This is a genomic window from Streptomyces sp. AK08-02 (assembly GCF_033795085.1).
Classification (GTDB): domain Bacteria; phylum Actinomycetota; class Actinomycetes; order Streptomycetales; family Streptomycetaceae; genus Streptomyces; species Streptomyces echiniscabiei.
In genome coordinates, this window is the sequence record NZ_JARAZV010000021.1 from 1 (window position 1) to 21542 (window position 21542).

At 69.0% G+C, this 21542-nt stretch carries 21 protein-coding genes and 1 pseudogene; 13 read left to right on the forward strand and 9 right to left on the reverse strand.

Annotated elements, in window-relative coordinates; genetic code table 11:
• Window positions 1-226: pseudogene (locus PV734_RS36745) on the forward strand (glucose-6-phosphate isomerase); the annotation flags it as partial.
• A 207-nt stretch (window positions 227-433) separates the two neighbouring features.
• Here the strand turns inward: PV734_RS36745 and pgl are convergent.
• The 5 genes from pgl to tkt are packed head-to-tail and all read right to left on the reverse strand — an operon-like array spanning window position 434 to window position 7034.
• A complete protein-coding gene (gene pgl / locus PV734_RS36750) occupies window positions 434-1219 on the reverse strand; it encodes a 6-phosphogluconolactonase (protein WP_319293764.1) in 786 nt (261 codons plus the stop codon).
• Window positions 1216-2268 (reverse strand): glucose-6-phosphate dehydrogenase assembly protein OpcA, encoded by a 1053-nt coding sequence (opcA, locus tag PV734_RS36755; protein ID WP_319093729.1) that lies wholly within the window; start codon window positions 2266-2268, stop codon window positions 1216-1218. The genes pgl and opcA overlap by 4 nt, the downstream gene beginning before the upstream one ends.
• Window positions 2265-3788 (reverse strand): glucose-6-phosphate dehydrogenase, encoded by a 1524-nt coding sequence (gene zwf / locus PV734_RS36760; RefSeq protein WP_319093730.1) that lies wholly within the window; start codon window positions 3786-3788, stop codon window positions 2265-2267. Before zwf ends, opcA begins: the two co-directional genes overlap by 4 nt.
• 4 nt (window positions 3789-3792) lie before the next feature.
• Window positions 3793-4911, reverse strand: a complete 1119-nt coding sequence (gene tal, locus PV734_RS36765; protein ID WP_319093732.1) for a transaldolase — start codon at window positions 4909-4911, stop codon at window positions 3793-3795.
• Between the two features lie 35 nt (window positions 4912-4946).
• The gene (gene tkt, locus PV734_RS36770; protein WP_319293766.1) at window positions 4947-7034 is read right to left on the reverse strand and encodes a transketolase; all 2088 of its coding nucleotides are present in this window, start codon (window positions 7032-7034) and stop codon (window positions 4947-4949) included.
• A 358-nt stretch (window positions 7035-7392) separates the two neighbouring features.
• On the opposite strand from tkt, the gene PV734_RS36775 reads away from it, so the two are divergent.
• The 4 genes from PV734_RS36775 (at window position 7393) to PV734_RS36790 (ending at window position 10811) form a co-directional block, all read left to right on the forward strand.
• Entirely contained in the window at window positions 7393-8352 is a 960-nt protein-coding gene (locus PV734_RS36775) for a heme o synthase (RefSeq protein WP_415924327.1), read from the forward strand.
• 136 nt (window positions 8353-8488) lie between these two features.
• Complete coding sequence (locus PV734_RS36780) at window positions 8489-8803, forward strand: hypothetical protein (RefSeq protein ID WP_319093736.1); 315 nt, start codon at window positions 8489-8491, stop codon at window positions 8801-8803.
• Window positions 8804-8918: 115 nt separating this feature from the next.
• Window positions 8919-10025, forward strand: a complete 1107-nt coding sequence (locus PV734_RS36785; protein ID WP_319293768.1) for an amidohydrolase family protein — start codon at window positions 8919-8921, stop codon at window positions 10023-10025.
• Between the two features lie 18 nt (window positions 10026-10043).
• Window positions 10044-10811 carry a nucleotidyltransferase domain-containing protein gene (locus tag PV734_RS36790; protein WP_319293770.1) on the forward strand — a complete coding sequence of 256 codons (768 nt, stop codon included), beginning with the start codon at window positions 10044-10046 and terminating at the stop codon, window positions 10809-10811.
• A gap of 15 nt (window positions 10812-10826) precedes the next feature.
• On the opposite strand, the gene PV734_RS36795 is transcribed toward PV734_RS36790, so the two are convergent.
• The 3 genes from PV734_RS36795 to PV734_RS36805 form a co-directional block, all read right to left on the reverse strand.
• On the reverse strand, window positions 10827-11843 hold the full coding sequence (locus PV734_RS36795; protein WP_319293772.1) for a COX15/CtaA family protein: 1017 nt from the start codon (window positions 11841-11843) through the stop codon (window positions 10827-10829).
• A 72-nt stretch (window positions 11844-11915) separates the two neighbouring features.
• Window positions 11916-12698: an ABC transporter permease gene (locus PV734_RS36800; RefSeq protein WP_319293774.1), complete on the reverse strand. Its 783-nt coding sequence runs from the start codon at window positions 12696-12698 to the stop codon at window positions 11916-11918.
• Window positions 12695-13618 (reverse strand): ABC transporter ATP-binding protein, encoded by a 924-nt coding sequence (locus PV734_RS36805; RefSeq protein WP_319093741.1) that lies wholly within the window; start codon window positions 13616-13618, stop codon window positions 12695-12697. Before PV734_RS36805 ends, PV734_RS36800 begins: the two co-directional genes overlap by 4 nt.
• A gap of 227 nt (window positions 13619-13845) precedes the next feature.
• Here PV734_RS36805 and PV734_RS36810 point away from each other — a divergent pair, with 227 nt between their 5' ends.
• Genes PV734_RS36810 through PV734_RS36845 form a run of 8 tightly spaced genes read left to right on the forward strand, consistent with a single transcriptional unit; the run spans window position 13846 to window position 20474 of the window.
• The gene (locus tag PV734_RS36810; RefSeq protein WP_319093742.1) at window positions 13846-14631 is read left to right on the forward strand and encodes a metalloregulator ArsR/SmtB family transcription factor; all 786 of its coding nucleotides are present in this window, start codon (window positions 13846-13848) and stop codon (window positions 14629-14631) included.
• Window positions 14628-16052 carry a Fe-S cluster assembly protein SufB gene (gene sufB / locus PV734_RS36815; protein WP_319093743.1) on the forward strand — a complete coding sequence of 475 codons (1425 nt, stop codon included), beginning with the start codon at window positions 14628-14630 and terminating at the stop codon, window positions 16050-16052. Before PV734_RS36810 ends, sufB begins: the two co-directional genes overlap by 4 nt.
• A 57-nt stretch (window positions 16053-16109) precedes the next feature.
• Window positions 16110-17297 carry a Fe-S cluster assembly protein SufD gene (sufD, locus tag PV734_RS36820; protein ID WP_319093744.1) on the forward strand — a complete coding sequence of 396 codons (1188 nt, stop codon included), beginning with the start codon at window positions 16110-16112 and terminating at the stop codon, window positions 17295-17297.
• Window positions 17297-17626 carry a non-heme iron oxygenase ferredoxin subunit gene (locus tag PV734_RS36825; protein ID WP_055524031.1) on the forward strand — a complete coding sequence of 110 codons (330 nt, stop codon included), beginning with the start codon at window positions 17297-17299 and terminating at the stop codon, window positions 17624-17626. Before sufD ends, PV734_RS36825 begins: the two co-directional genes overlap by 1 nt.
• A gap of 7 nt (window positions 17627-17633) precedes the next feature.
• Window positions 17634-18401, forward strand: a complete 768-nt coding sequence (gene sufC, locus PV734_RS36830) for a Fe-S cluster assembly ATPase SufC (protein ID WP_319093746.1) — start codon at window positions 17634-17636, stop codon at window positions 18399-18401.
• A complete protein-coding gene (locus PV734_RS36835) occupies window positions 18398-19654 on the forward strand; it encodes a cysteine desulfurase (RefSeq protein WP_319093747.1) in 1257 nt (418 codons plus the stop codon). The genes sufC and PV734_RS36835 overlap by 4 nt, the downstream gene beginning before the upstream one ends.
• 20 nt (window positions 19655-19674) lie before the next feature.
• Window positions 19675-20142 carry a Fe-S cluster assembly sulfur transfer protein SufU gene (gene sufU / locus PV734_RS36840; RefSeq protein ID WP_044471548.1) on the forward strand — a complete coding sequence of 156 codons (468 nt, stop codon included), beginning with the start codon at window positions 19675-19677 and terminating at the stop codon, window positions 20140-20142.
• The gene (locus PV734_RS36845; protein WP_006373967.1) at window positions 20139-20474 is read left to right on the forward strand and encodes a metal-sulfur cluster assembly factor; all 336 of its coding nucleotides are present in this window, start codon (window positions 20139-20141) and stop codon (window positions 20472-20474) included. The genes sufU and PV734_RS36845 overlap by 4 nt, the downstream gene beginning before the upstream one ends.
• Before the next feature lie 85 nt (window positions 20475-20559).
• Here PV734_RS36845 and PV734_RS36850 read toward each other — a convergent pair whose 3' ends face one another.
• The gene (locus tag PV734_RS36850; protein WP_319093748.1) at window positions 20560-21429 is read right to left on the reverse strand and encodes an AbfB domain-containing protein; all 870 of its coding nucleotides are present in this window, start codon (window positions 21427-21429) and stop codon (window positions 20560-20562) included.
• Window positions 21430-21542: the final 113 nt, after the last annotated feature.

Consider the following 21542-nt stretch of genomic DNA (forward strand, 5'->3'; position numbering starts at 1 on the left):
GCTGACCCCCTCCGTCCTCGGGCAGCTGATCGCGCTCTACGAACACAAGGTGTTCGTCCAGGGCGCCGTCTGGAACATCGACTCCTTCGACCAGTGGGGGGTTGAGCTGGGGAAGGTGCTGGCGAAGCGGGTGGAGCCGGCGTTGACGGAGGGGGTGGAGGTGGCGGGGCTGGATGCGTCCACGGTGGCGCTGGTTGCCAGGTATCGGGAGTTGCGGGGGAAGTAGGGGGTGTTTTCTCGCCCCCGCCGCCCCTACCCGTCCCATCCCATCCCGTTCCTGGGGGCTGCGCCCCCAGACCCCCCATCGGCCCTGAACGGGCCTCGTCCTCAAACGCCGGACGGGCTGATGGTGCGGGCCGGGGCTGCAGGTGTGGTGGGGCCTCGTCCTCAGACGCCGGACGGGCTGGTTGGTCAGTCCGTCCGGCGTTGTCGGTCAGGCGGATGCCGGGGGGTACAGCGACCTCGGGAGCTGGGATGCGGCCGCCGCGTCCAGGAGCCACAGGGTGCGTTGTCTGCCGTACGCGCCTGCCGCCGGGGCCTGGATCTCGCCCGCGCCGGACAGGGCTATGGCCGCTGCCCCCGCCTTGTCCTCGCCCGCCGCCAGCAGCCATACCTCGCGGGCCGCGCGGATCGCCGGGAGGGTGAGGGTGACCCGGGTCGGTGGGGGCTTCGGGGCGCCGTGGACGCCCACCACCGTGCGGTCCGTTTCGCGGACCGCGGGCAGCTCCGGGAACAGGGACGCCACATGCGTGTCCGGGCCCACGCCCAGCATCAGGACGTCGAAGGTCGGGACCCGGCCGTGGGATTCCGGGGTCGCCGCCTTGGCCAGTTCCGCCGCGTACGCTTCCGCCGCGGCGTCCACGTCGGAGCCGTACGGGCCGTCCGACGCCGGCATGGCGTGGACCCGGCTCGGGTCCAGCGGCACCGCGTCCAGCAGCGCCGCCTTCGCCTGGGTGACGTTGCGGTCCGAGTCGCCCTCGGGCAGGAAGCGTTCGTCGCCCCACCACAGGTCCAGCCGGGCCCAGTCGATGGCGTCCCGCGCGGACGAGGTGGCCAGCGCGGCCAGCAGGCCGTTGCCGTTGCGGCCGCCCGTGAGGACCACCGACGCGGAGCCCCGTGAGGCCTGCGCGTCCACGATCTTCGTGATCAGGCGCGCCGCGGCCGCCTCGGCCATCAGCTCCTTGTCGCGGTGGACGACGAGCTGCGGTGCCCCAGTCACTTCGAGGCCGCCTTCTTCACCGGCGGCATCAGGGCCGGTGTCGCCCTGTCCGAGGCCTCCGCGGGGGTCTCCCTCCGCGCCGGTTCCAACGCCGGCGCCGGCGCGGAAGCCCTGGGCGCAGGCGAAGCGGTCAGCCGCTCCACCCCGTACCGCAGCGCCGACGCGTACGTGTCGTCCGGGTCCAGGCGGCGCAGTTCCTCCGCCATCAGCTCGGCCGTCTCACGGCGCTTGAGCGCCACCGCGCGGTCGGGCTGGCCCTGGATGGAGAGGGTCGCCAGGGAGCCGTCGGCACGGTCGAGGGTGATGGGGCCCGTGCTTGTCTTCAACCGGACCGCCGTCAGACCGGGGCCGGAGGACAGGGAACGCTTCACCGGGACGTCCAGCCGGTCCGCCAGCCACATCGCCAGCAGCTCGCAGCTCGGGTTGAACTCCTCGCCCTCCACCTCGACCGCGTCCACCTCGCAGGTGACCTGGTCCAGGGCGGCGGCCAGCATCGAGCGCCACGGGGTGATCCGGGTCCAGGAGAGGTCCGTGTCGCCCGGCGTGTACGCGTCCGCGCGCGCCGCCAGTTCCCGTACCGGCTGCTCGGCCGCGTACGTGTCCGTCACCCTGCGCTGCGCCAGAGCGCCCAGCGGGTCCTTCGCCGGGTCCAGCGGGGCGTTCACCGGCCACCAGACGACCACCGGGGCGTCGGGCAGCAACAGGGGCAGCACCACCGAGTCGGCGTGGTCGACGACCTCGCCGTACAGACGCAGGACGATCGTCTCGCCGCTGCCCGCGTCCGCGCCGACCCTGACCTCGGCGTCGAGGCGGGACGTCGTACGGTCGCGGGGGGAGCGGGAGACGCGCTTGACGACGACCAGGGTGCGTGAGGGGTGCTCGCGCGAGGCGTCGTTCGCCGCCTTCAGGGCGTCGTAGGCGTTCTCCTCGTCGGTGACGATGACGAGGGTCAGGACCATGCCGACGGCCGGTGTGCCTATGGCCCGACGGCCCTGCACCAGCGCCTTGTTGACCTTGCTGGCCGTGGTGTCCGTGAGGTCCGTTTTCATGGGCGCCGCCAGCTCCGTCCGTCTCGTTCGAGCATTTCGTCCGCCTCGACGGGGCCCCACGTGCCCGAGGGGTACTGCGCGGGCTTGCCGTGCTTGTCCCAGTACTGCTCGATCGGGTCGAGGATCCGCCAGGACAGCTCGACCTCCTCGGTGCGCGGGAAGAGGTTGGAGTCGCCGAGGAGGACGTCCAGGATCAGACGCTCGTACGCCTCCGGGCTCGACTCCGTGAACGACTCGCCGTACGCGAAGTCCATGGACACGTCCCGGATCTCCATCGAGGTGCCGGGCACCTTGGAGCCGAAGCGGACCGTGATGCCCTCGTCGGGCTGGACGCGGATGACGATCGCGTTCTGGCCCAGTTCCTCCGTCGCCGTGTGGTCGAAGGGGGAGTGGGGAGCGCGCTGGAAGACCACCGCGATCTCCGTGACGCGACGGCCCAGACGCTTGCCGGTACGGAGGTAGAAGGGGACGCCCGCCCAGCGGCGGTTGTCGACCTCGACCTTGATCGCGGCGTACGTGTCTGTCTTCGACTTGGGGTCGATGCCGTCTTCCTGGAGGTAGCCGATGGCCTTCTCGCCACCCTGCCAGCCCGCCGCGTACTGCCCGCGGACCGTGTCCTTGCCCAGATCCTGCGGCAGCTTGACCGCACCGAGGACCTTGGTCTTCTCGGCGGCCAGCGCGTCCGCGTCGAAGGAGGCGGGCTCCTCCATGGCCGTGAGGGCCATCAGCTGGAGAAGGTGGTTCTGGATGACGTCACGTGCCGCGCCGATGCCGTCGTAGTACCCGGCCCGGCCGCCGATGCCGATGTCCTCGGCCATGGTGATCTGGACGTGGTCGACGTACGACCGGTTCCAGATCGGTTCGAACATCTGGTTGGCGAAGCGGAGCGCCAGGATGTTCTGGACGGTCTCCTTGCCGAGGTAGTGGTCGATCCGGAAGACCTGGTCCGGGGCGAAGACCTCCTCGACGGTCGAGTTGAGCTCCTCCGCCGACTTCAGGTCGTGGCCGAAGGGCTTCTCGATGACCGCGCGCCGCCAGGAACCGTTGTCCTGGTCCGCCAGTCCGTGCTTCTTCAGCTGCTTGATGACCACCGGAAAGGCGGACGGCGGCACGGAGAGGTAGAAGGCGAAGTTGCCGCCCGTCCCCTGCGCCTTGTCCAGCTCCTCGATCGTCGAGCGCAGCCGCTCGAAGGACTCGTCGTCGTCGAAGGTGCCCTGGACGAAGCGCATCCCCTGGATGAGCTGCTGCCAGACCTCCTCACGGAACGGCGTACGAGCGTGCTCCTTGACGGCGTCGTGGACCTCCGCCGCGAAGTCCTCGTTCGCCCACTCGCGCCGGGCGAAGCCGACGAGGGAGAAGCCCGGTGGCAGCAACCCGCGGTTGGCGAGGTCGTACACGGCAGGCATCAGCTTTTTGCGTGACAGGTCGCCGGTGACCCCGAAGATGACCAGGCCCGACGGCCCCGCGATACGCGGGAGCCGTCGGTCTGCGGGGTCACGCAGCGGGTTGCTGCTTGACAAGGTTTCAGCCCTCCGAGGGGGCGAGGCGCTTCAGTTCCGCCTCTGTCGACTTGAGCAGGTCGGTCCAGGACGCCTCGAACTTCTCGACGCCCTCGTCCTCAAGCAGCTGGACCACTTCGTCGTACGAGATACCGAGCTTCTCGACCGCGTCGATCTCGGCGCGGGCCTGCTCGTACGTACCGGCGATGGTGTTGCCGGTGATCTGCCCGTGGTCCTCGGTGGCGAACAGGGTCGCCTCCGGCATGGTGTTCACCGTGTTCGGCGCGACCAGGTCGTCGACGTACAGGGTGTCCTTGTACGCCTTGTCCTTGACGCCGGTCGAGGCCCACAGCGGGCGCTGCTTGTTGGCCCGCGCCTTGTCGAGGGCGGCCCAGCGGTCGGAGGAGAAGATTTCCTCGTACGCCTGGTAGGCGAGCCGCGCGTTGGCCAGACCGGCCTTGCCGCGGGCGGCCTTGGCCTCGTCGGTGCCCAGCGCGTCGATCCGCTTGTCGATCTCCGTGTCCACGCGGGACACGAAGAAGGACGCCACGGAGTGGATCTTGGAGAGGTCCAGGCCGCGGTCCTTGGCCTTCTCCAGGCCCGCCAGGTAGGCGTCCATGACCTTGCGGTAGCGCTCCAGGGAGAAGATCAGCGTGACGTTGACGCTGATCCCGAGGCCGATGACCTCGGTGATCGCCGGGAGACCCGCCTCGGTGGCCGGGATCTTGATCAGGGTGTTCGGACGGTCCACCAGCCAGGCGAGCTGCTTGGCCTCGGCGACGGTCGCGGTGGTGTTGTGGGCGAGACGGGGGTCGACCTCGATCGACACCCGGCCGTCCTGACCCTGCGTCGAGTCGAAGACCGGGCGCAGGATGTCGGCGGCGTCGCGGACGTCCGCCGTCGTGATCATGCGGATCGCCTCTTCGACGGTGACCCCGCGAGCGGCGAGCTCGGTGACCTGCGGCTCGTAGCCGTCACCGCTGCTGATCGCCTTCTGGAAGATCGACGGGTTGGTCGTGACGCCCACCACGTGCTGCTGGTCGATCAGTTCGGCGAGGTTGCCGGAGGTGATCCGCTGGCGCGACAGGTCGTCCAGCCAGATCGCCACGCCTTCCTCGGAGAGGCGCTTGAGTGCGTCTGTCATGGAAAATGCATCTCCTACGTGTCGGTATGTCAGCGTCAGCGCTGGGCTGCGGCGATCGATTCCTTGGCTACTGCGGCCACGTTCTCGGCAGTGAAGCCGAACTCCTGGAAGAGGACCTTGCCGTCGGCCGACGCACCGAAGTGCTCCAGGGAAACGATGCGACCCGCGTCCCCGACGTACTTGTGCCACGTGAGACCGATACCGGCCTCCACCGCGACCCGCGCCTTGACGGACGGGAGCAGAACGCTCTCCCGGTACCCCTGGTCCTGCTCCTCGAACCACTCCACGCACGGCATCGACACGACCCGCGTCGGCACACCTTCCGCCTGGAGCTGCTCCCGGGCGCCGACGGCCACGTGGACCTCGGAGCCGGTCGCGATGAGGATGACCTCGGGCGTGCCGCCTTCGGCTTCGAAGAGCACGTAGCCGCCCTTGACCGCGTCCTCGTTGGCCTCGTACGTCGGCACGCCCTGACGGGTCAGCGCGAGGCCGTGCGGGGCGCCCTTGCCGAAGACCTTCGTCCAGCGCTTCAGGATCTCGCGCCAGGCGATGGCCGTCTCGTTGGCGTCGGCCGGGCGTACGACGTTCAGGCCCGGGATGGCACGCAGCGACGCGATGTGCTCGACCGGCTGGTGCGTCGGGCCGTCCTCGCCGAGGCCGATGGAGTCGTGCGTCCACACGTACGTCACCGGCACGTGCATCAGCGCGGACAGGCGTACCGCGTTGCGCATGTAGTCGGAGAAGACGAGGAAAGTACCGCCGTAGATCCGGGTGTTGCCGTGCAGCGCGATGCCGTTCATCTCGGCGGCCATCGAGTGCTCGCGGATACCGAAGTGGATCGTGCGGCCGTAAGGGTCCGCCTCCGGCAGCGGGTTGTCCGCCGGGAGGAAGGAGGACGTCTTGTCGATGGTCGTGTTGTTCGAGCCGGCCAGGTCGGCCGAGCCGCCCCACAGCTCCGGGATGACAGCGCCCAGCGCCTGCAGGACCTTGCCCGACGCGGCACGCGTGGCGACACCCTTGCCCGCCTCGAAGACCGGGAGCTTCTCCTCCCAGCCCTTGGGCAGCTCACCCGCGGCGATGCGGTCGAACTCGGCCGCGCGCTCGGCGTTGTTGTCGCGCCACTCCTGGAACGACTTCTCCCACTCCGCCTTGGCCTGACGGCCGCGCTCCAGCGCCTCGCGGGTGTGGTTCAGGACGGCGTCCGAGACCTCGAAGGACTGCTCCGGGTCGAAGCCGAGGACACGCTTGGTGGCCGCCACCTCGTCGTCGCCGAGCGCCGAGCCGTGCGCGGCCTCGGTGTTCTGCGCGTTCGGGGCGGGCCAGGCGATGATCGAGCGCATCGCGATGAACGACGGCTTGTCCGTCACCTTCTTGGCGGCCTGCACGGCGTTGTAGATGGCGTGCGGGTCGAGGTCGCCGTCCGGCTTCGGGGCGATCCGCTGCACGTGCCAGCCGTACGCCTCGTACCGCTTGGCGACGTCCTCGGAGACGGCCGTCTCGGTGTCGCCCTCGATCGAGATGTGGTTGTCGTCCCACAGCAGGACCAGGTTGCCGAGCTTCTGGTGGCCGGCCAGCGAGGACGCCTCGGCGGAGATGCCCTCCTGCAGGCAGCCGTCACCGGCGATCGCGAAGATGAAGTGGTCGAACGGGGACTCCCCTTCGGGGGCCTCCGGGTCGAACAGACCGCGCTCGTAGCGGGCGGCCATGGCCATGCCCACCGCGTTGGCGACACCCTGGCCGAGCGGACCGGTCGTCGTCTCGACGCCCGTCGTGTGCCCGTACTCGGGGTGGCCGGGGGTCTTGGAACCCCAGGTCCGGAACGCCTTCAGGTCATCCAGCTCCAGGCCGAAACCGGCCAGGTAGAGCTGGGTGTAGAGGGTCAGGGACGAGTGACCGGCGGACAGCACGAAACGGTCGCGCCCGACCCAGTCGGCGTCCGCCGGGTCGTGCCGCATCACCTTCTGGAAGAGGGTGTACGCGGCGGGGGCCAGGCTCATCGCCGTACCGGGATGGCCGTTGCCGACCTTCTGTACGGCATCGGCGGCCAGGACGCGGGCGGTGTCGACGGCCCGCTGGTCCAACTCGGTCCACTCGAGGTCTGTGGTGGTCGGCTTGGTGCTCACCCTGGGTCAGGGCTCCTCTCCACATGTCTAATGCCGGCGTCCTCGGTGTCCACCGGCTGCCGGGGCTGACACCCTCGGCCTTTGTCGAGCCTACCCTCGTACGAACGTGCATTATTTCGAGTCATTCCAGACTGCCGGGACTGCTTCGTATCCGCCTCCCGACCACTGCCGGACTGCAATACGAAGCGGGCCGTCCCCGTGCTCAATCGAGCCGCGTCGCGCCCATCACAAAGCGCCCCTCAACACGACCCCACCCCCGCGAAGGGCGGGGTCTGGGCAACGTCTAGAGTGGCGTGGTAAGCGCGAGCCTTTACCGGGACTTCACAGCCGGGGGCTTGTTGGAATGTCTCTGTCAGGGGTGTGCGTGACGGCCGTTGAATCCCGTCCAGCGGGGATGACCGGGACGAGCCAGAGCCAGAACCGGAGTCACCGGCCCTTCGGGGCCCGGGTCATGGCGTTCATTGCTCTCACAAAGCCGCGGATCATCGAGCTGCTGCTCATCACCACCGTTCCGGTGATGTTCCTGGCGGAGCAGGGTGTACCGGACCTGGGACTGGTCCTCCTCACCTGCCTCGGCGGCTACCTCTCCGCGGGTGGCGCCAACGCGCTCAACATGTACATCGACCGTGACATCGACGCGCTCATGGACCGCACCTCGCAGCGCCCGCTGGTCACCGGCATGGTCAGCCCGCGCGAGTGCCTGGCCTTCGGCATCACCCTCGCCGTCGCCGCCACGCTCCTGTTCGGCCTCACGGTCAACTGGCTGTCCGCCTGGCTGTCGCTGGGCGCGCTCCTCTTCTACGTGGTTGTTTACACGATGATCCTCAAGCGGCGTACGTCGCAGAACATCGTGTGGGGCGGCATCGCGGGCTGCATGCCGGTCCTCATCGGCTGGTCCGCCGTCACGAACTCGCTCTCCTGGGCACCGCTCATCCTCTTCCTGGTCATCTTCTTCTGGACCCCGCCGCACTACTGGCCGCTGTCCATGAAGGTGAAGGACGACTACGCGCGCGTGGGTGTGCCGATGCTCCCGGTCGTCGCCTCCAACAAGACGGTCGCCCGGCAGATCGTGGCGTACAGCTGGGCGATGGTCGCGGTCTCGCTGCTGCTCACTCCGCTGGGTTACACCGGCTGGTTCTATACCTCGGTGGCGCTGGCGGCGGGTGGCTGGTGGCTGTGGGAGGCGCATGCCCTGCAGGGGCGTGCGCGGGCCGGGTCGACTGGGGGCAAGCTCAAGGAGATGCGGCTGTTCCACTGGTCGATCACCTATGTTTCGCTGCTGTTCGTGGCTGTCGCGGTGGATCCCTTCCTGCGTTAGTGGTTGGCCGCGGCGCCGTTGTGGCTGGTCGCGCAGTTCCCCGCGCCCCCAACAGCCCTTCTGCTGGACGGGTTCGTGGGCAAGGCCACTTCCCCTGCCGTCGCCAGCTGATCTACTCGTCGGTAGCATCCTCGGCATGGCAGATACACAAGAGCGCACGGTCGCCAAGCTCGCCAAGCAGATCAACGGGTTCGCCAAGCAGCACGGCGGGGCCGAGGGGCAGGTGGCGTACATCGGGGAGCGTGGGGCACGGATCGTGCTCGTCGGTGCGGACGGCGGCTGGGGCGACCTCGTGGCCCCCACCCACGCCATCGCCCAGCAAGCTGTCGAGAAGGCCGGCATCACCGTCCACGAGGATTTCGACGGCGAGTTCGCGGCCAGGGTGACGACCGGTCCGTACGAGTGGACCCGCATGGCGGGGATCCAACTGGGCGGACCGTCCAACGGTTGAGCAACCGATCTCAGGGGCGCGGGGCGCTTCCCACGGGGTGTGCGGCAGCAACACCTGATGGTCGGTTCACCCGTTAGGACCTTGGGTACACACGGTCCAGACACGGGGAGCCCGGATGATCGACATGCCGTCCCTCGTGGACCAGTACTGCCACGGCGTACTCAGAACAGAGCTGGGTCTCGGCACCTTCGAGGCCCAGCTCGCGCGTACCGAGGGGCCGCCCGCCGCCGGGACCACCCTCTTCGACACCCAGACCGGGTTCGCCGTACGCCGCTGGTGCCCCCCGCTGCTGGGCCTGGAACCGCATGCCTCCCCCGCCCGTTATCTCGCCCGGCGCCGTGAACTCGGCGTACTGGAATCGGGCCGACGGCTGCTGCGGGGGAGCGGAATCACGACATACCTGGTCGACGCCGGGCTGCCGGGCGACCTCACCGGGCCCGCCGAGATGGCCTCCGCGGGGGCCGCCGACGCCCATGAGATCGTTCGTCTCGAACTCCTGGCCGAGCAGGTGGCCGACACCTCCGGCACCGTCGAGTCCTTCCTCGCCAACCTCGCCGAGTCGGTGCACGGCGCGGCGACGAACGCCGTGGCCTTCACCTCCGTCGCGGGTGTACGGCACGGGCTGGCCCTCGCGCCCGATCCGCCGGGGCCGGGTGAGGTACGGGGCGCGGCGGCTCGCTGGCTGGCCGGACGCCGGGTCGGCGGCCCGCTCAGCGACCCCGTGCTGCTGCGCCACCTGCTGTGGATCGCGGTCGCCTCGGGCCTGCCGCTCCAGCTCCACGCGGGGCTCGGTGAACCCGGCTTACGCATCGACCGCACCGATCCGGTCCTGCTCACGGACTTCGTCCGGGCGACAGCCGGGCTCGGCACCGACCTGGTACTGCTGCACGGGTACCCCTACCACCGGCACGCGGCCCACCTGGCCGGGGTCTTCCCGCATGTGTACGCCGACCTGGGCGCGGCCCTCGTCCGGACCGGCGCCCGGGCCGCCGCCATCCTCGCCGAGATCCTCGAACTCGCCCCCTTCGGCAAGATCCTCTTCTCCAGCGGAGCCCAGTCCCTGCCGGAACTCCATGTGGTGGGCGCGCGCCTCTTCCGTGAGGCCCTCGGCCGGGTGCTCGGCGGCTGGGTCGTCGACGGGGCGTGGTCGCTGGGGGACGCGCAACGAGTGGCCGGAATGATCGCGGCGGGCAACGCGCGACGAGTGTACGGGCTGGGGTGAGCTGTGAAGACTGAGGGCATGACGACACGTGAGACCCGCCCGGATGTCCTGACCGACGCCTTACTCGACCGTTTCCTCGGGGAGCTGCGAGCACTCGCCCCGGTCGCCGTCTGGGCCCATGGATCGCTCGCCGGCGGCGACTACCAGGAGGGCCGCAGCGACCTCGACCTGATCGCAGTCCTGGAGGGGCCGATCGGGCCGGGCACCGCCTGGCGGGTGGGAAAGCTGCACGCCCGTCTGCGCGCGCACCCGCTCGCCCCGCTGCTGCACTGCACCTACCTGTCCGACGCGACGACGGCCAACCCCGGGCGACAGCACCTCACCTGGGCGCACAGCCAGTTGTTCCGGCGCACCGTCACCCCGGTGACCCGGCGCGAACTGCACGCCTTCGGACGGGTGCTGTACGGGAAGGCGCCCGGGGAGCTGCTTCCGGCGGTACCGGACCGGCAGCTGACCGACTTCGTCGTACACGACCAGCGCGACTTCTGGCGGCCCGTCGTGGACAAGGCCCACCTCTGGACTCAGGACGTCTGGGTCGATCTGGGGCTGGTCACCTTCGCCCGGGCCACCATGACCCTGAGAGACGGCAGCCTGATCTCGAAACGGGAGGCACTGGACCTGCTGCCGGGGCTGGGGGCACCCGTGGAGGTCGTCGAGGACATCGCACGGCGGCGGTACCGGCAGGAAGGCGGGCCGGTCGACGAGGGGTGGCGCGAGCGGCGAGCCGGGCTGACGCGGGACTACCTGGGCGGCGCGATCGACCGCCTGGTGACCTCGTACAGCTGATGCCCTGAAGTACGTCTACGCGCGCGTGCCGACCGTCGCCTCGGTCGTGGGGCCGGGTACGTCGGCCAGGGCGTCGGACCCGGCGCGCTCGCGCAGGGCGAGCAGGACACGCAGGACGGCGATCCACACCAGCGCGGAGCCGAGCATGTGGAGGCCGACCAGGACCTCGGGAAGGTTCGTGAAGTACTGGACGTACCCGATGATCCCCTGGGAGAGCAGGATCAGGAACAGGTCCCGCGTACGGTCCAGTGGGTCCTTGGGGGCGTCGACCGCCTTCAGGACGAACCACAGGGCGAACGTCAGTGTCACCACGATCCAGGCGAGCACCGCGTGCAGCTTGCTGACGTTCTCCCAGTTCAGCGGCATGCGCTCGATCTCGCTCGAGTCGCCGGCGTGCGGGCCGGACCCGGTCACCACCGTGCCGACCGCGATCAGCAGCACCGTCGCGACCACCAGGAACCACACCAACTGCCGCACCGCTCCGCCTACCAGCGGGCGGGGTGTCTCGTCGCCCTCCCGCGTGCGCTGCCACATCACCGCGGCGACCGCGATCAGGGCGGAGGACAGCAGGAAGTGGGCCGCGACCGTGTACGGGTTGAGGCCGACCAGGACGACGACGCCGCCCAGGATCGCGTTGCTCATGACGACCCAGAACTGGGCCCAGCCGAGCCGGGTGAGGCTGCGCCGGTACGGCTTCTCCGAGCGGGCGGCGATGATCGCCCAGCCGACCGCCGCGCACAGCACGTAGGTCAGCATGCGGTTGGTGAACTCGATGACGCCGTGCACGCCCATCGCGCTGGTCGTCGTCAGCGAGTCGTCGGTGCACTTGGGCCAGGTCGGGCAGCCGAGGCCCGATCCGGTCAGCCGTACGGCACCGCCGGTGACCACGATGACCACCGACATGACGAGCGCGGCGAGGGCCGCGCGCTGAACCGTCCGAGGGGTCGGGGTCCAGCGGGCGGCGATGAAGGCGAGCGGGTTCCGCGCGGCGGACAGGGCCTCGGCGGGGGTCATCTTTGGCACGCGTCCCATCGTAGGCGGCTGCTTGTGCACGCTTTCACGAGGGGTCCCCCGGCCCCTCGGCCGGTCCCGGCTCGGCACGGCTCACTCCCAGCGGAAGAACCGGCCGGCCGCCGCCAGCCCCGCGACCGCCCAGACCGTGAGGATCCCCAGGTCGCCCCACGGCATGCCGGCGCCGTGCTGCAGAACGTCCCGCAGCCCGTCCGACAGGGCCGAGATCGGGAGCAGGGACAGTACGTCCTGGACGCCGGACGGGAACTTGTCCAGCGGGACGATCACCCCGCCGCCCACCAGGAGCAGCAGGAAGACGAGGTTCGCGGCGGCCAGGGTGGCCTCCGCCTTCAGAGTGCCCGCCATCAGCAGGCCGAGGCCCGAGAAGGCGGCCGTGCCGAGGAGGAGCAGCAGCAGTACGGCGAAGGGGTCGCCGTGCGGGGACCAGCCGAGCGCGAAGGCGATCACCGTCACCAGGGCGACCTGAAGGATCTCGGTGACCAGCACGGACGCTGTTTTCGCCGTCATCAGGCCCCAGCGGGGGAGCGGGGAGGACGCGAGTCTCTTCAGGACGCCGTAGCGGCGCTCGAAGCCTGTCGCGATGGCCTGGCCGGTGAAGGCCGTGGACATGACCGCGAGGGCGAGGATGCCCGGGGCGAGGAAGTCGACCGCCTTGCCGGTGCCCGTGTCGACGATGTCCACCGAGCCGAACAGCAGCAGGAGGAGGGTGGGAATGACCACTGTCAGCAGCAGCTGTTCGCCGTTGCGCAGCAGCATCCTCGTCTCCAGGGCCGCCTGGGCCCCGATCATGCGGGGGAGCGGGGCGGCGCCGGGCCGCGGGGTGTAGGTGCCCGCGGGAGTCGGGGTGGTGGTCATGAACGCAACTCCTTGCCGGTCAGCTCCAGAAAAACGTCTTCCAGGGTGTGCCGTTCCACCGAGATCCGGTCCGGCATCACCCCGTGCTGGGCGCACCAGGACGTCACCGTCGCCAGGAGCTGCGGGTTGACCTTGCCGCCGACGCGATACGCGCCCGGGGTCAGCTCGACGGCCGTGCAGTCCGCCGGGAGGGCCTTGAGCAGGGAGCCGACGTCCAGACCCGGCCGGCCCATGAAGCGCAGGGTGTTCTCGGCTCCGCCCCGGCACAGCTGGTCCGGGCTGCCCTGGGCGATGACCTTGCCGGCGTCGATGATCGCGACGTCGTCGGCGAGCTGCTCGGCCTCGTCCATGTGATGGGTGGTGAGGATGACGGAGACGCCGTCGCCGCGCAGGTCGCGGACCAGGTCCCAGGTGGCGCGGCGGGCCTGGGGGTCGAGGCCGGCGGTCGGTTCGTCGAGGAAGACCAGCTCGGGCCGGCCGACGACCGCCATCGCGAGCGCCAGGCGCTGCTGCTGGCCCCCGGAGAGGCGGCGGTAGGTCGTCCGGCCGCAAGCGCCGAGGCCGAGGCGTTCGACGAGCGCGTCCACGTCCAGGGGGTGCGCGTGCAGTTTGGCCACATGGCGGAGCATCTCGTCGGCGCGGGCGCCCGAGTAGACGCCGCCGGACTGGAGCATCACGCCGACCCGTGGACGCAGGACGGCGGATTCACGTACCGGGTCGAGGCCCAGGACACGTACCGTCCCGGAGTCCGGTCTGCGGTATCCCTCGCAGGTCTCGACGGTGGTCGTCTTGCCCGCGCCGTTCGGGCCGAGTACGGCGGTGATGCCCGCCCGGGCCACCAGGTCGAGGCCGTCCACGGCGGTTTTCGTGCCGTACCGCTTCACCAGGGCCTGGACCTGGACCACGGGCTCGCTTCGCATGGGTCCAGAGTCTAGGTACGGGAGGAGCCGTCCAGGTGCGCGGGGGCCGGGTCCGGGCTCGGTGCGCGACGGCTCCAGCCCCGCTGCTGTGCTGCTCAGGGCTGTCCGCTGATCGATCAAAGATCGTTTCCGCAGGTCAGGTTAGGTGAACCTAAGTGATGCAGGGCACCGTCGAGGAGACAGAGCGCGGCTTGCCGCGCTCTGAGGAATTACGCAACAATGGTGTTGTGAAATACGACGGCGAGGTTCGGGAGGCCCCCATGGGTGCCCCCCAGGAGGATGCCGCGACCGGTGAGCGCTCCACGCGCAACCGGGTCGCGCGGTCCATCCTGGACCACGGTCCGTCGACCGTCGCCGAGCTCGCCGGGCGCCTGGGCCTGACCCATGCGGCCGTACGGCGTCACCTTGACGCGCTGGTCGCCGACGACGTCGTACAACCGCGTGAGCAGCGGGTCTACGGGGCACGCACCCGTGGCCGGCCCGCCAAGGCCTTCGCGCTCACCGACTGCGGCCGCGACGCCTTCGACCAGTCCTACGACAAGCTCGCCATGGACGCGCTGAGCTGGATCGCGGCGCGCGAGGGCGGCGAGGAGGCGGTGCTCGCCTTCGCGCGGGCCCGGTTCGCCGAGCAGGCCGCGAACTACCGGGAGGCGGTCGAGGCCGCCGACCCCGAAAAGCGCGCCGAAGCCCTGGCCAAGGCCCTGAGCGCGGACGGGTACGCTGCTACGGCGCGCAGCGCACCGGTCGGAGAGCAGCTCTGCCAGCACCACTGCCCGGTGGTCCATGTCGCGGAGAAGTTCCCGCAGCTCTGCGAGGCGGAGACCGAGATCTTCTCCCAGCTGCTCGGAACGCATGTCCAGCGGCTCGCGACCATCGCCCACGGCGACGGTGTGTGCACGACATTCATCCCGAAGGCCTCGCACGCCTCGGCGCCACCCGCTCCACAGCTGTCCACCACGTTGTCCACCGCCCACAAAGCATCCGCAAGTACCGCCGGGAGGAACCCAGCATGACGCTCCCCATCGAGGAGACTGCCCACCCCGAGCTCGAGGGTCTGGGCACGTACGAATACGGCTGGGCCGACTCCGACGTGGCCGGTGCCTCTGCCAAGCGAGGAATCAACGAGGACGTCGTCCGCGACATCTCCTCGAAGAAGTCCGAGCCCGAGTGGATGACCAAGCTCCGCCTCAAGGGCCTGCGCCTCTTCGAGAAGAAGCCCATGCCCAACTGGGGCTCGGACCTGTCGGGCATCGACTTCGACAACATCAAGTACTTCGTGCGCTCCACGGAGAAGCAGGCGGAGTCCTGGGAGGACCTGCCCGAGGACATCAAGAACACGTACGACAGGCTCGGCATCCCGGAGGCGGAGAAGCAGCGCCTCGTCGCCGGTGTCGCGGCCCAGTACGAGTCGGAGGTCGTCTACCACCAGATCCGTGAGGACCTGGAGGAGCAGGGCGTCATCTTCCTCGACACCGACACCGCGCTGAAGCAGTACCCGGAGCTCTTCAAGGAGTACTTCGGGACCGTCATCCCGGTCGGCGACAACAAGTTCGCCTCGCTGAACAGCGCCGTGTGGTCCGGTGGGTCGTTCATCTACGTGCCCAAGGGCGTGCAGGTCGAGATCCCGCTCCAGGCCTACTTCCGTATCAACACGGAGAACATGGGCCAGTTCGAGCGGACCCTGATCATCGTCGACGAGGGCGCCTACGTGCACTACGTCGAGGGTTGTACGGCGCCGATCTACAAGTCGGACTCCCTGCACAGCGCGGTCGTCGAGATCATCGTCAAGAAGAACGCGCGCTGCCGCTACACGACCATCCAGAACTGGTCGAACAACGTCTACAACCTGGTCACCAAGCGCGCCGTGGCGTACGAGGGCGCGACCATGGAGTGGATCGACGGCAACATCGGCTCCAAGGTGACGATGAAGTACCCGGCCGTCTACCTGATGGGCGAGCACGCCAAGGGCGAGACCCTGTCGATCGCCTTCGCGGGCGAGGGCCAGCACCAGGACGCCGGTTCCAAGATGGTCCACATGGCGCCGAACACCTCCTCGAACATCGTGTCGAAGTCGGTGGCGCGCGGTGGCGGCCGTACGTCCTACCGCGGTCTCGTCGAGATCGGCGAGGGCGCCCACGGCTCCAAGTCCAACGTGCTGTGCGACGCGCTGCTGGTGGACACCATCTCCCGCTCCGACACGTACCCGTACGTCGACGTCCGCGAGGACGACGTGTCCATGGGCCACGAGGCGACCGTCTCCAAGGTCTCCGACGACCAGCTCTTCTACCTGATGAGCCGCGGTATGACCGAGTTCGAGGCGATGGCGATGATCGTGCGCGGCTTCGTCGAGCCGATCGCCAAGGAACTGCCCATGGAGTACGCGCTGGAACTCAACCGGCTGATCGAGCTCCAGATGGAAGGCTCGGTCGGCTAGTCGTCGACCGCGTCCCCATCACGTCACTTACGCAGGAAAGAGAGCAGACCGACAGCCATGGCTGAGGTTCAGAACATTCCGGTGGGCAGCACCACCGCCGGCTCGATCGCGGTTGCGGCCGCGGCCGAGTCGACCGTCGCCACGCGCATGAGCGCGCCCCCCTCCTTCGACGTGGCGGACTTCCCGGTCCCCCAGGGCCGCGAGGAGGAGTGGCGGTTCACCCCGCTGGAGCGCCTGCGCGGGCTGCACGACGGCACCGCGGTCGCCACCGGCACCGGTGTGAAGGTGGACGTCCAGGCACCCGAGGGCGTCACCGTCGAGGCCGTCGGCCGTGACGACGCGCGCCTCGGGCGGGCCGGCACTCCGGTGGACCGCGTCGCCGCCCAGGCGTACAGCTCCTTCGAGGCGGCCGGTGTGATCACCGTCCCCAAGGAGACGGTCCTCACCGAACCGATCCGCGTCGCCGTGCACGGCGAGGGCGGTGTGGCCTACGGCCACCAGGTCATCGAGCTGGGTGCCTTCGCCGAAGCCGTGGTCGTCATCGACCACACCGGTGACGCCGTGCTCGCAGCCAACGTCGAGTACGTCCTCGGAGACGGCGCCAAGCTCACCGTCGTCTCCGTCCAGGACTGGGACGACCAGGCCGTGCACGTCGCCCAGCACAACGCGCTGATCGGCCGCGACGCCACCTTCAAGTCCTTCGTCGTCACCTTCGGCGGCGACCTGGTACGCCTGCACCCGCGTGTCTCCTACGCCGGTCCCGGCGGCGAGGCCGAGCTGTTCGGTCTGTACTTCACGGACGCCGGCCAGCACCAGGAGCACCGCCTCCTGGTCGACCACAACACCCCGCACTGCAAGTCGAACGTCGCCTACAAGGGCGCGCTCCAGGGCGAGGGCGCCCACGCCGTGTGGATCGGCGACGTGCTGATCGAGGCCAAGGCCGAGGGCACCGACACCTACGAGTTGAACCGCAACCTGGTTCTCACGGACGGCGCCCGCGTGGACTCCGTACCGAACCTGGAGATCGAGACCGGCGAGATCGTCGGCGCCGGGCACGCGAGTGCCACCGGGCGGTTCGACGACGAGCAGCTGTTCTACCTGATGGCCCGCGGTATCCCGGCCGACGAGGCCCGCCGGCTGGTCGTCCGCGGCTTCTTCGCCGAGCTGGTCCAGCAGATCGGCGTCGAGGACATCCAGGACCGCCTTCTCGCGAAGATCGACGAGGAGCTGGAGGCATCCGTCTGATGACCGCCTCTCCGACGTTCGTACGCGCCTGCGGGCTGAGCGAGCTGGACGAGGACACCCCCAAGCGGGTGGAACTCGACGGCACGCCGGTCTCGGTCGTCCGTACCGAGGGTGAGGTGTTCGCGATCCACGACATCTGCTCGCACGCGAACGTCTCGCTCTCCGAGGGCGAGGTGGAGGACTGTCAGATCGAGTGCTGGCTGCACGGCTCCAGCTTCGACCTCCGCACAGGCAAGCCGTCCGGCCTTCCCGCGACGCGCCCCGTCCCCGTATATCCCGTAAAGATCGAAGGGGACGACGTGCTCGTCTCCCTCACCCAGGAGTCCTGAGGAACCCATGGCTACGCTTGAAATCCACGACCTGCACGTCACCGTCGAGGCCGACAACGCCACGAAGGAGATCCTCAAGGGCGTCGACCTCACCGTGAAGCAGGGCGAGACCCACGCCATCATGGGCCCCAACGGCTCCGGCAAGTCGACCCTCGCCTACTCGCTCGCGGGTCACCCGAAGTACACGATCACCGGCGGCACCGTGCTGCTCGACGGCGAGGACGTCCTGGAGATGTCCGTCGACGAGCGCGCCCGCGCGGGCCTGTTCCTGGCGATGCAGTACCCGGTCGAGATCCCCGGTGTCTCCGTCTCCAACTTCCTTCGTACGTCCGCCACCGCCGTCCGCGGTGAGGCGCCGAAGCTGCGCCTGTGGGTGAAGGAGGTCAAGGAGGCCATGCAGCGCCTCAACATGGACCCCGCCTTCGCCGAGCGCAACGTCAACGAGGGGTTCTCCGGCGGTGAGAAGAAGCGCCACGAGATCCTCCAGCTTGAGCTGCTCAAGCCGAAGATCGCGATCCTCGACGAGACGGACTCCGGTCTGGACGTCGACGCCCTGCGCATCGTCTCCGAGGGCGTCAACCGCGTCCGCGAGTCGGGCGAGGTCGGCACCCTGCTGATCACGCACTACACGCGCATCCTGCGCTACATCAAGCCCGACTTCGTCCACGTCTTCTCCGACGGCCGGATCGCCGAGTCCGGCGGCGCCGAACTCGCCGACAAGCTGGAGAACGAGGGCTACGAGGCTTACACCACGAAGGGTGGCGTATCCGCGTGACGCAGCTGCCGGGCCTCCTCGACACCGAGGCGATCCGTAAGGACTTCCCGATCCTCGACCGGGTGCTCCACGACGACAAGAAGCTCGTCTACCTGGACAACGCGGCGACCTCCCAGACGCCCCGCCAGGTCATCGACACCCTGTCCGAGTACTACGAGCAGCACAACGCCAACGTGCACCGTGGCATCCATGTGCTCGCCGAGGAGGCCACGGCGCTGTACGAGGGCGCGCGGGACAAGGTCGCCGCGTTCATCAACGCGCCCAGCCGCGACGAGGTGATCTTCACCAAGAACGCCTCCGAGTCGCTGAACCTCGTGGCCAACATGCTGGGCTGGGCCGACGAGCCCTACCGGGTCGACCACGAGACCGAGATCGTCATCACGGAGATGGAGCACCACTCCAACATCGTGCCGTGGCAGCTGCTCGCGCAGCGTACGGGCGCGAAGCTGAAGTGGTTCGGCCTGACCGACGACGGCCGGCTGGACCTCTCGAACATGGACGAGGTCATCACCGAGAAGACGAAGATCGTCTCCTTCGTGCTGGTGTCCAACATCCTGGGCACGGTCAACCCGGTCGAGAAGATCGTGCGCCGCGCGCAGGAGGTCGGGGCCCTGGTCCTGATCGACGCCTCGCAGGCCGCCCCGCACATGCCGCTGGACGTACAGGCCCTCCAGGCCGACTTCGTGGCTTTCACCGGCCACAAGATGTGCGGCCCGACGGGCATCGGGGTGCTGTGGGGCCGCCAGGAGCTGCTGGAGGACCTTCCGCCGTTCCTCGGTGGCGGCGAGATGATCGAGACGGTGTCGATGCACTCGTCGACGTACGCTCCCGCCCCGCACAAGTTCGAGGCGGGTACTCCGCCGATCGCCCAGGCGGTCGGTCTCGGCGCGGCGATCGACTACCTCTCCGCGATCGGCATGGACAAGATCCTCGCCCATGAGCACGCGCTCACCGAGTACGCGATGAAGCGGCTCGGCGAGGTCCCCGACCTGCGGTTCATCGGCCCGAGCACGGCCGAGGACCGGGGCGCGGCGATCTCCTTCACGCTCGGCGACATCCACCCGCACGACGTGGGCCAGGTCCTCGACGAGCAGGGCATCGCGGTCCGCGTAGGCCACCACTGCGCACGCCCGGTCTGCCTGCGCTACGGAATTCCCGCGACCACGCGAGCGTCGTTCTATCTGTACTCCACGCCGGCCGAGATCGATGCTCTGGTCGACGGACTGGAGCACGTACGGAACTTCTTCGGCTGAGGAGATTGGCGAGCGATCGCATGAAGCTTGATTCGATGTACCAGGAAGTCATCCTGGACCACTACAAGCACCCGCACGGGCGTGGTCTGCGGGACGGTGACGCCGAGGTGCACCACGTCAACCCGACGTGCGGCGACGAGATCACCCTGCGCGTGAAGTACGACGGTACGACGATCAGCGATGTCTCGTACGAGGGCCAGGGCTGTTCGATCAGCCAGGCATCGGCCTCCGTACTGAACGAGCTCCTGGTCGGCAAGGACGTGTCCGAGGCTCAGAAGATCCAGGAGACCTTCCTGGAGCTGATGCAGTCCAAGGGCCGGCTTGAACCGGACGACGCGATGGAGGAGGTGCTGGAGGACGCCGTCGCGTTCGCCGGTGTCTCCAAGTACCCGGCCCGGGTGAAGTGCGCGCTGCTGAGCTGGATGGCGTGGAAGGACGCGACGGCCCAGGCTCTGGGCTCGGACGCCGCCGAAAGGAAGACGGCATGAGCGAGACAACGATCGAGATGAAGCCGGCCTCGGAGGACGAGGTCCGCGAGGCGCTGTACGACGTCGTCGACCCCGAACTGGGCATCGACGTCGTCAACCTCGGCCTGATCTACGGCATCCACATCGACGACGCGAACATCGCGACGATCGACATGACCCTGACGTCGGCGGCCTGTCCGCTCACGGACGTCATCGAGGACCAGGCCAAGTCCGCCACGGACGGCATCGTCAACGAGCTGCGCATCAACTGGGTGTGGATGCCGCCGTGGGGCCCGGACAAGATCACGGACGACGGGCGCGACCAGTTGCGGGCGCTCGGGTTCAACGTCTGAGACGACGTCTGAGACGACGTCTGAGACAACACCGCACACGAAAGCGGCGGCACCCCCCTCGGGTGCCGCCGCTTTCGTGTGTGCCTCAGGCCAGTGGGGCCACCACGCGGAAGTAGAAGTCCTGCCGGTTGGTCGTGTTGTAGCCGTACGGGTCCAGGCGCAGCTGGAAGTTCTTGTGGCGCAGCGCGTAGTTGGGGTAGTTCACCGACTGCAGCACGGCCGAGCCCGTGTACCCGGAGTACCCGCCGCAGAAGGTGGCGTCCTGCTTGAACAGCGAGGAGCCGTCGTTGCCTTCGGCACGCAGGATGAAGTTGCGGTGGCGCAGGTACTTGCCGTCGTGCGTCTTGAACGAGTAGCAGGAGTTGTTGGACAACCCCTTGACCACGCTGAAGGTGGAGTCCTGGCGGAACTCCGAACCGCCGACCTGGTCGAGCTTCACCAGGCCGTCTGACACGTGCCAGTAGCGGTCGGGATAGTTGACCGCCTCGACGGACCGCAGGAGGGAGCGGTCGGGCGTCGAGGGAGCGGCCGAGGTCTTGCTGGGGGACGGGGACGCGGCGGGCGTCTTGGAGGCTTCCGTCACGGGAGCGGAGGCGGAACCCTTGACGTCCGGGGCGGAAGCGGGGGTCGAGGCGTCCGACGCGGTCGGCTGCGCCGACGACAGGCCGCTCTTTCCGCCCGGGGGCTCGGTTGTTCCGGTCACGGACGGAGAGGCGAAGGTGAGGAGACCGGGGTACGTCGAACCGGGCGAAGCCGCGGGGGCCTTCGCCACGGGCACCGTCTCCTCGGGCTGCCGGTCCGTGATGACGATCGCGGTCACACAGGCGGCCACGACCGACAGGGCCAGGGTGCCCGCCATCCAGAGCCGCCGCGTCCCGGGCACACGCGTGGTGTCCGGGGCCCAGCCGTTCTCCCAGGGTTGAGTTGGGATGAGCCGGGGCTTTTCTTCTGTCATGCGCTGTTCCTCCGGCGTCGCCTGTGGCGAACGTGTGAATGAGTGGTTGAAACAGTAATGGACGCGAGGCTAGGTGACGTCCAGTGCCCTGAGAAGGGTTGTTTCCTCAATGA

What these genes read in the sequence shown, in the direction of transcription:
- PV734_RS36845 (WP_006373967.1), top strand. Translation starts at nt 20,139, where the DNA reads ATGAGCGAGACAACGATCGAGATGAAGCCGGCCTCGGAGGACGAGGTC.
- PV734_RS36790 (WP_319293770.1), top strand. Translation starts at nt 10,044, where the DNA reads ATGACGACACGTGAGACCCGCCCGGATGTCCTGACCGACGCCTTACTC.
- PV734_RS36785 (WP_319293768.1), top strand. Translation starts at nt 8,919, where the DNA reads ATGATCGACATGCCGTCCCTCGTGGACCAGTACTGCCACGGCGTACTC.
- PV734_RS36805 (WP_319093741.1), bottom strand. Translation starts at nt 13,618, where the DNA reads ATGCGAAGCGAGCCCGTGGTCCAGGTCCAGGCCCTGGTGAAGCGGTAC.
- PV734_RS36825 (WP_055524031.1), top strand. Translation starts at nt 17,297, where the DNA reads ATGACCGCCTCTCCGACGTTCGTACGCGCCTGCGGGCTGAGCGAGCTG.
- PV734_RS36800 (WP_319293774.1), bottom strand. Translation starts at nt 12,698, where the DNA reads ATGACCACCACCCCGACTCCCGCGGGCACCTACACCCCGCGGCCCGGC.
- sufB (WP_319093743.1), top strand. Translation starts at nt 14,628, where the DNA reads ATGACGCTCCCCATCGAGGAGACTGCCCACCCCGAGCTCGAGGGTCTG.
- tal (WP_319093732.1), bottom strand. Translation starts at nt 4,911, where the DNA reads ATGACAGACGCACTCAAGCGCCTCTCCGAGGAAGGCGTGGCGATCTGG.
- sufD (WP_319093744.1), top strand. Translation starts at nt 16,110, where the DNA reads ATGGCTGAGGTTCAGAACATTCCGGTGGGCAGCACCACCGCCGGCTCG.
- PV734_RS36850 (WP_319093748.1), bottom strand. Translation starts at nt 21,429, where the DNA reads ATGACAGAAGAAAAGCCCCGGCTCATCCCAACTCAACCCTGGGAGAAC.
- PV734_RS36780 (WP_319093736.1), top strand. Translation starts at nt 8,489, where the DNA reads ATGGCAGATACACAAGAGCGCACGGTCGCCAAGCTCGCCAAGCAGATC.
- PV734_RS36795 (WP_319293772.1), bottom strand. Translation starts at nt 11,843, where the DNA reads ATGGGACGCGTGCCAAAGATGACCCCCGCCGAGGCCCTGTCCGCCGCG.
- sufU (WP_044471548.1), top strand. Translation starts at nt 19,675, where the DNA reads ATGAAGCTTGATTCGATGTACCAGGAAGTCATCCTGGACCACTACAAG.
- sufC (WP_319093746.1), top strand. Translation starts at nt 17,634, where the DNA reads ATGGCTACGCTTGAAATCCACGACCTGCACGTCACCGTCGAGGCCGAC.
- opcA (WP_319093729.1), bottom strand. Translation starts at nt 2,268, where the DNA reads ATGAAAACGGACCTCACGGACACCACGGCCAGCAAGGTCAACAAGGCG.